General features: G+C 55.3%; 8 protein-coding genes. All 8 read right to left on the bottom strand.

Going from position 1 to position 8,636, the window contains the following annotated elements; all coding sequences use genetic code 11:
- Positions 1–1,100: hypothetical protein (locus C4885_RS14190; protein WP_147237849.1), on the bottom strand; the 1,100-nt coding region annotated here is incomplete at its 3' end.
- A gap of 24 nt (positions 1,101–1,124) precedes the next feature.
- Positions 1,125–1,682, bottom strand: coding sequence for a Gp15 family bacteriophage protein (locus C4885_RS14185; RefSeq protein ID WP_114000961.1), 558 nt, complete (start codon positions 1,680–1,682; stop codon positions 1,125–1,127).
- Positions 1,679–2,128, bottom strand: a complete 450-nt coding sequence (locus tag C4885_RS14180; RefSeq protein WP_114000960.1) for a hypothetical protein — start codon at positions 2,126–2,128, stop codon at positions 1,679–1,681. The genes C4885_RS14185 and C4885_RS14180 overlap by 4 nt, the downstream gene beginning before the upstream one ends.
- Before the next feature lie 1,150 nt (positions 2,129–3,278).
- A complete protein-coding gene (locus tag C4885_RS14175; protein WP_114000959.1) occupies positions 3,279–3,482 on the bottom strand; it encodes a hypothetical protein in 204 nt (67 codons plus the stop codon).
- A 451-nt stretch (positions 3,483–3,933) separates the two neighbouring features.
- A complete protein-coding gene (gene argS / locus C4885_RS14170) occupies positions 3,934–5,694 on the bottom strand; it encodes an arginine--tRNA ligase (RefSeq protein ID WP_114000958.1) in 1,761 nt (586 codons plus the stop codon).
- A gap of 170 nt (positions 5,695–5,864) precedes the next feature.
- Complete coding sequence (locus tag C4885_RS14165) at positions 5,865–6,329, bottom strand: DUF1934 domain-containing protein (protein WP_114000957.1); 465 nt, start codon at positions 6,327–6,329, stop codon at positions 5,865–5,867.
- Between the two features lie 14 nt (positions 6,330–6,343).
- Complete coding sequence (gene murI, locus C4885_RS14160) at positions 6,344–7,156, bottom strand: glutamate racemase (RefSeq protein WP_114000956.1); 813 nt, start codon at positions 7,154–7,156, stop codon at positions 6,344–6,346.
- Positions 7,156–8,265, bottom strand: coding sequence for a D-alanine--D-alanine ligase family protein (locus C4885_RS14155; RefSeq protein WP_114000955.1), 1,110 nt, complete (start codon positions 8,263–8,265; stop codon positions 7,156–7,158). Before C4885_RS14155 ends, murI begins: the two co-directional genes overlap by 1 nt.
- Between the last annotated feature and the right edge of the window lie 371 nt (positions 8,266–8,636).

The following is an 8,636-nucleotide window of genomic DNA, read 5'->3' as shown; positions in this document are numbered from 1 at the left end:
ACCGCATTGATGCCGGTGACAACGGCGGAGATCATCCGATTGATGAAGCCGATGATGCCATTGACGGCGGTTTTGATAGCGTTCGTCATCTTATCCCAGACGGTGTTGACCGTGTTGCCGATGGCCTGCCAGGCAGCATCCCAGTTGCCGCGGAACACGGCGCTTAAAAAGTCCGCCAGCCCGCGCAGCACAACAACGGCCAGATCGATGGCATCCGCAATAGCCCCAACGGCCACGCCAACAACGTCCGCAATGGCGTTGAATACCTCAGCAAACGCGGGGCCGAACGTGGCGATGATCCACTTGGCCACCGGGGCCAGCAGGTTGTTCCACAGGCCCAGCAGGCAGTTGGCAACGCTTGCCACCAGCAAAAGAATGTCATCCCACAGGGGCTTGAGATGGGAGGACCAGAGGGTGGATAAAATTTGCATCAGGTTAGTAAGGATCGGCTGCAAAACGTTCTGCCACAGGGTGGTAAAAATGCCTTGCAGGTTTTCCAGCGCCAGGGCGGCACTCTGGGCAATGGGCTGGCCGTACTCGGCCCAGGTCAGCTGAACGCCGCCCAAAAGATCCTGCCAAACGGTCAGGGCAGCGGTTTTCATCTGCTGCCAGGCTGCATCCCACAGCGCGGCGGCGGGGGCAAGCACAGCCTGTAATGTAGCCCAGAAATTTTGCAGCTGCTGGTTTAATAGAGCCGGCGGACTTAACTGTGGCGGTTCGGCATCTGTGGCTTTGATTGTTGCAGCGCTGCTGCTTTTGCGGGTGGTGGAAGCCGCCGCAGCTCCGGCACTTTCGGCAAGAGAAGCCTGCAGCCGGTCCAGTTCATCAAATTCCGCAACGCTGCGTTTGGCGGCCTTGGCTGCTTTGGTGGTGCCACTGGCAAGTTTGGCCTGGGCTTTGGCGGCTTTGTTGGCGCTGACTGCTGCTGCGGCGGTCTGCTGCTCAAACTTTGCCACCGGCACGGCGGAGAACGCAGCGTTTACACTGCGGCTTATTTTTTTCAGGGCAGTGCGCAGGCCGTTCAGTGGCTGCTGCGCGGTGTGGGTAGTTGTTTGTGTAGACAGGGCAACCTGAAGGCTGCCTGCATAGGATTTTGGCAAAAGCATCTACCTCCTTATGAAGACTTAATTGGCCAACAGGCGCTGCAGCCGCTGGCGTTCCGCTATCTCTGCCGGATTCAGGCGGGGGCGCAGGTCAACCATGGCTTTGTTTTTGCGGTAGTAGTCCTGTTCCCACGGCTGCAATTTTTGGCCGTGGCGCAGCTTGCTGCGCACCCGCAGCAGGGTAGCCAGCTGGCCGTCCCCAATGCTGTTGAACCAGGCCATAAAGGTCCACCAGTGCAGATAAGGCAGGGCGCGCACTTCGCACCCGGCGGCTTTGTTGATGTCGGCGGCAATCAGCGGGGCGTCTTGTTCCCAGTCCAACAGCGGCGGGGCAGGGGAGCGGGGCAGCGTTTGCCCGCAGTTCAAAAAATCTGCCAGCTTCTGCATGGCCTCCGGATAGTCGCTGCGCGGCAGATCGCCCTCATAAAATAGGGCCAGGGCCACCCGCCAGCGGATGAATTCCGGCTCGCTGGCATCGTTCAACCGATGCAGAATATCCAGAATATCGCGGTAATCCGAATGAATCGGATATGCTTTTCCGCCAACCTCCAGCCGGGTGGGCAGCCGCCAGCTGCTCATACCTGCACCCCGCGCGCGGCGCGCGCTGCCTGGGCCTGCTGCACGGCCAGCGTGGCTTTGGCATCCGCGCACTGGCGGGCACCGGCTTCCAGAATGGGCTGCAATGCCGCAAACAGATTGGTGATGACCCGCTCGCCGTTGCCGGCAATCGCCAGCAGATTGGTGCCGCCCAGCATGGCGTCAAAATCATTGCCGGGGCCAAATACTTCCGCCAGCAGCCCCTTGGCGCGCTGATCCGCCTGGGCCAGCAGCTGTATGGCATCGGTCCCAGTGGGGCTTTGCGCCTGTACCTGCTGTTCCAGCTCTTGCAGCTGATTTTGCAGGGTGCAAAAACGGCTGTAAACATTGGGGTCGCTGGGGTTAAAGCGCAGCACTCCGCCGCCGTGCTCCGGCCCGCCATTGACCGCGTATTCGCGCAGGCCGGTATCAATCGTAAGTTGTTCCATAAAGCCTCCTTTAATGTAACAGAAATCTGTAATCACAATAGCTAAAAAATGGTGAAGCGCTGCTGCACACTTCACGAAGAAAAAAGGTGAACAAGAGAATTTTGGTGTACCCTCTGCCAAGGGAACGCCAAACAAAACTTACAGCGGAAATACCGGAATCCTAGGGTGTATCTGAAAAGTCAAAAATAGCGAAAAACCCATCATTCCAGTATTCTGTAAAATTCTGGACCTTGTGGCTATCATAACGCAATATTACAGAAATGTCAACAGTAAAATTCAGAAAACCGAAATCACGATGGAATACCGGTACCGTAATACTCCACAAAAGCCCGCAAACATAAAAACTCTCCGCCGCACAGTGCAATGTTGTGGGCGGAGGGAGAGCCGTGTTTAGAGTGATTTAGAGCGCGGTAGCAAAACAAAAATGATGCAGACAAAAGTAAACGAGAGGAGATAAGCAGACCGGAAACATCCGGCACAACACAACAAAAAAGCTCCAGCGCCTTCTACCCTTATGGCGCTGGAGCGAACTTACTTGATTGGAGTCATAGCCTCATACCCGATTGTATTATTTTTCGGACCGTTTGCACATTTTCATGGCAACCTCATCCTTTAACTTTGATCGAATGTTTTTAAACCTGGTTTTCTTTGTTTTGCAAATCGGAAACGGGTTTCATTCGCTGTTGTTCGATGATTTTGCGTTTGCTTGAAATTTCTGATTCCCTTTGGTTCGTTATTTGCTGCCTGGAAACATTTTGCAAGGAAAACGATTCTTGGTGCATCTGTGGAACGGGGAAGTGAACTTCAATAATTTTGTGCAGGGTACCTGAATTTGATGCCAGAGGTTGATTCCTCTTTGCTCTAGTACATCGGAGTTTCTCCTTTTGGGGGGCGGTGCGCTTGCACCAGCCAGATCAGGTGAAGCATTATTTGTTCGGCGGAGTTAGATCTTTCATAACAATCACCGGTGATTCTGGGTTTCTATTTACGCTTTTGCGTACCAGGTTTTGAACCTGTAATTTTCTATTTAGAATCCTGTCGTCAGTTCTTCATCTAATCTATGTAAACGCGGGGAACTTTTTCTGACGGGATTTCCTGAGCACTGCATTTTAAGCAAGCTACGAACCTTGCATCTTAACTTTTATATCTTTTACAGGTAATGACCTGCGGCTGTTAATGAGGTTCGTTTGCTTTCAGCAGGCCCAGGCCCGCCGGTGATGAATGGGATCTTTGAAATTAGCCATTGGACTTGAGCCTCCTTCCTTACGAATCCTGCCGGCTTTGCCATCTTACTTTCAAGTCCTTCGGTAGCCTCCCGGTCCCTGCTTTCCCGGAGTTCTTCAAGTGTTCCCATTTAGACCTCTTACTGGAAGCCTTTGCGAAATCTGCTTGAAGCTGTCGGGAAAACCGCCGTGCCTTGTTCCGATGCTATTGAAAGTGGCTTTTGCTTGGAGCTTTTAGCTCCTTATCTCCGGCTGTTTTCTTTCTGTGACTATACTATACAATACCCTAAGGAATTTGTCTATTCGCAGATATCCCAAACAAAATATGAATTATTCGTGCATGTTATGGATAGATATTGCCTTGACGAATGTGGTATAATAAATATGTTGGGTGTGCAAAAGCGTGGGCCTGTCGGTTGGCAGGCCCACGCTTTTTAGTTTGTATTGAAGAATCGTTAAAGTAATAGAGAAAAGAAGCTAAAAGAAGTCAGTCCCAGAAATCATTACAATAAGCATTTAGTAATCAGACAGCCCCAATTCCTAATTGCTCATTCCTAATTTCTAATTCAACTCCTAACTAATTCACATGCTCTCCGGCACCGTGACCTTGAACATGGTCAGCACGTTGCGGATCACGCTGCGCACGGCCAGGCACAGGGCCATGCGGCACTGGCGAACGGCAGGGTCAGCTTCCAGAATGCGGCAGGCATTGTAGAAGCGGTGGAACGCCGTGGCAATGTCGATAACATAACGGGTAATGCGGGCCGGGTCATACTTTTCTGCTGCGGCAGCAATCTCAGCCGGGAAAGCGGAAAGCAGACGCAGCAGAGCCTGCTCGCTGGGGTCAGTCAGCAGGCTGGCATCCAGGGCATCGGCACCCTCAAAGGTCACACCGGCGGCTTCCAGCTTTTTCAGCACGGAGCAGATGCGGGCGTGGGCGTACTGGACATAGTAGACCGGGTTTTCGCTGTCGTTGCGCACAGCCAGGTCAAGGTCGAAATCCAGAGTGGAGGAGCTTTCGCGCTGGTTGAAGAAGAAACGTGCGGAATCAATGGGCACTTCGTCCAGCAGGTCGGTCAGGGTGATGGCCTTGCCGGTACGCTTGCTCATACGCACCGGTTTGCCGTCGCGCATCAGGTTGACCATCTGCATCAGCACAACATCCAACTTGGTGCCGTCCAGGCCAACGGCGTCCATGGCACCCTTCATGCGGGCTACATGGCCGTGATGGTCGGCACCCCAAATGTCGATGGCACGGTCAAAACCGCGCACGGCCAGCTTGTTGTAATGGTAGGCGATGTCGGCGGCAAAATAGGTGGGAATGCCGTTGGCGCGTACCAGAACTTCGTCTTTGGCTTCCTCTTCGCCGTCGGCGTTTTCGTCCTTCTTGCGGTTTACAACGCCGTACTTGGAAGCATACTGGGCGCTGCGGTACATGATGGCACCGTCCTCGGCCTTGTAGCAGGCACCCTTGTCCATCAAGATTTTGATGACATCATCCACAGCGCCGCTCTTGTGCAGGTCGCTTTCGTGGAACCAGACATCATAGGTGATGCGGTACTTGCCCAGGTCGCGCTGCAGCCCGGCAATGTTCTTGGGCAGGGCATCGGCAATCAGGGCATCTTTCAGCTCTTCAAAGTCCTTATCGACATAGGAATCGCCGTGAATTTCGGCAAACTCTTTGGCGCGAGCAATAATGTCAGCGCCCTGGTAGCATTCTTCCGGCAGGGGAACGGCCTCTTCGCCTTTGTACAGCTGCAGGTAGCGGATGGCCAGGCTCTTGCCGAACTTCTGGATCTGGTTGCCTGCATCGTTGATGTAGAACTCGCGGGTCACATCATAACCGGCCCAGTCCAGGCAGGCAGCCAGGCAGTCGCCCAGAGCACCGCCGCGGGCGTTGCCCATGTGCATGGGGCCGGTGGGGTTGGCGGAAACAAATTCAACGTTGTAGCGCTTGCCTGCACCGCCGTCCGTGCGGCCGTATTCCGGCTCAGTGGCAGCAGCCTGCAGTACGCTGGTAAACCAGTGGGTACCCAGGAACAGGTTGATGAAGCCGGGGCCTGCAATCTCTACACGGTCGAACAGGCTGCCCTCCAGGTTCAGGTGGTCCACAATGGCCTGTGCAATCTGGCGCGGAGCCTTGTGGAACGCACGGGCACCGGCCATGGCGGCGTTGGATGCAATATCGCCGTTTTTGACATCGGCGGGAATCTCAACAATAAATTCCGGCAGCGGGGCTTCCGGAAGGGAACCGTCCACCACAGCAGCATTCAGCGCGCTGGTCAGCAGCTCACGCGCCGTATCCAGCGCAGCCTTGCGGGGGTTATAGTATTTGTAATTCACGTTGTACCTCCAGTTTGGAAGTTAGGAGGGAGGAGTTAGGAGTTAGGAGTTTAAGGTGCGGCCTGCGCCGCAATTTTGAAAAACAGCCGCACAGCTGATCGTTAAAATTTGTGCGCGTCAGCGCACACCAAAAACTCCTAACTCCTACTTTCTACCTCCTAACTAAAAATTTATTCAACTTCAGTTTCCTGCTTTTTCAGCGGCTCTACTGTGATAAGCACGGAATTGCGGCTGATTAAGGTTTCGGCGCCGGAATCCAGCGTGTAGCTGAACTGCAGCTCGCCGCCATCCGGCAGCAGGTTGTGCTCAATCACATCAGCGGCCACGCCAAGGCTGATGGAACCGTACCCGGTTTCGTAATGGCACAGGTGGCGGATGCCTTTTTCAATAATCAGCTGGCTGGATGTTTTGCCAAAGCGGGTCATGCTGACCAGCCGGGCATCCTGGCTGACGCGCACCGTGGTGGTACATCCGGCGTAACCGGTGGCTTCGGTTTCAGCGTACACGATGTAGTAGCTGTTGCCGCGCTGCACAAAGTTGCCGCGGGTCATCAGCTCCACGGTATCGTTTTCGCCGTTCTGCTCCATGGTGCCTTTGATGGTGATGAGGTAATTTTCTTCAACAGGTTTTGCCATAATAGTTTAATTCCTTAATACGTTTCAATGGCGATCTGTTCCACCGGGCCGCCCGCTTCGCTGCCCATGAACAGCCGCTCCTGCTTAGCAAAGCCGTCCGGGGTATCGCTGACAAAAAAGCGGGTGGTGCCGCCGGTGCTGCGCCCGCTGGAAATCCCAAGGTCATCCAGCGCGGTGGCGGTGGCAATGGCGGTCAGCTTGCCAGGGTCAATCAGCGTTACGCTGTCGCCCACAAAATCGCCGATCATTTTTTTCAGCAGCGGGTAGTGGGTGCAGCCAAGGATCAGGGTGTCAATGCCGGAATCCCGCACGGGGGTCAGGTATTCCTCAATCATCAGCTGGGTCACTTTGTCGCCGTTCACATAACCGTTTTCAACCAGCGGTACAAACAGGGGGCAGGCGCGGGCAAAAATCTGAACCCCCGGCACCAGATCTTTCAGCTGGGTGGCATAAGAATCGCTGCGGATGGTGGCCGCTGTGCCAATCACGCCGATGCGTTTGTTTTTGGTGGCGGTAGCGGCTGCGCGGGCTGCCGCACCGATCACGCCGGTGTAGGGTACCGGCAGCTGGGCAGCTTCCGCCGAAGGATAGGTGGAAGATACTGTGCCGCAGGCCGCCATAATGAACTTGACATTCTGGGAAAGCAGGAACCGGATATCCTGCTGGGCGTACCGCACGATCACATCGTGCCCGCGGGAACCGTAAGGCACGCGGCCGGTATCGCCAAAATACACAATATCTTCGCCCGGCAGCAGGCGGCGCAGCTGGCGCACGGCGGTCAGCCCGCCAAGGCCGCTGTCAAATACGCCGATGGGACGAGTATCCATCAGTAAGCACCTCGCTTTTTGCTCAGTGCAAGGCCGATTAGCTTATCAACCAGGGCGGCAAAGCTGTAGCCCTCGTTTTCCATCAGCTTGGGGTACATGCTGATGGGGGTAAAGCCCGGCAGGGTGTTCAGCTCATTGCAAAGCACGCGTCCTGTGCCGTGCTCTACAAAGAAATCGCACCGGGCAAGACCAGCGCAGCCCAAAGCCAGGTAAGCGCGGGCGGCCAGCGTTTTGACTTCGTCCAGCTTCTGGTCCGGCAGGTGGGCGGGAATCACCGTCTTGGATATACCGTTTTTATACTTGTCGTCATAGGTATAAAACTCTGCGCCGGCCAAAATCTCGCCGGGGCGGGTGGTGCGCACTTCCAGCGGGTTATCCGGGTTGCCAATGGCGGCACATTCCACTTCCTGCCCATCAATAAACTCTTCAAACACCACTTTGTCATCTTCCCGCAGGGCGGTGTCAATGGCGGTGTTCAGCTCTTCACGGTTGTGGGCCTTGGTGATGCCCACGCTGGAACCCGCATTGGCCGGTTTGACAAAGATCGGGTAGGGCAGGCGGTTTTCCACGCGGGTCAACAGGGCGCTGCGCTGGGTTTCCGCTTCGGCTCGGACGGCGCTGCACCAGTGGCAGTGGGGCACATGATAGGCGTCCATGATGGTATTGGCAACGGCTTTGTCCATGCAGGCAGCGGATGCCAGAACGCCGCAGCCCACATAGGGGATGGCAGCCAGCTCCAGCAGGCCCTGAATCGTGCCGTCCTCGCCGTTTTTGCCGTGCAGGATGGGGGCAACCACATCCACCGGCAGCAGTTCATAGCCGTTGGCGCTGTGCACCAGCAGGCCATGGTCGCTGCGGTCCGGGCTGAGCACGCAGGGCACGCAGGAAGCATCCTGCTCCCAGCTGCCGCTGCGCATGCCCTCGGTAGAGCCGCTGTATTTCAGCCAGCGGCCCTGTTTGGTAATGCCCACCAGAATCACTTCATATCGGTCCGGCATGGTGGCAAGGGCATCCGCCCATGCCGCAGCCGAAACACAGCTGACCTCATGCTCGCTTGAACAGCTGCCAAACAGCAGGGCCACGCGGATCTTGTTTGCTTGTTGTTTCATATTGTCAGGTATGCTCCCTTTTTGTTTTCGGCCGGTTCCGGGGCAGTTTGCCGCCGGAACCTGGCTGTATGGCATAACACTACACTTTAATACTATATCATATTTATGCGGTTTATGCCAGTGGTTGTCCGCTATTTCCGGGATTTTTTGCGCAAAACAAAATCCCCGCAGCCCGCCGGTGCAAAACCGGGGCCGCGGGGGATAAGATACGATACTTTAAGCCGGATTTTCCACAATTTTTAAGGCAACACCGCATAATTCTAAGTGCCGATACGGCGAGCGAGGTGCGGCAGCTGCTAAGCCAAAAGCGCAGATAATACTGGATGCTGCAAAGGTGAGCGCCGCCAGTGGCGGAAACAGCGAACCGAAGC

Origin of the sequence: Subdoligranulum sp. APC924/74, from assembly GCF_003324125.1 — a bacterium.
GTDB classification, from domain to species: Bacteria; Bacillota; Clostridia; order Oscillospirales; family Ruminococcaceae; genus Gemmiger; species Gemmiger qucibialis.
This window is presented reverse-complemented; position numbering and strand designations above follow the sequence as displayed.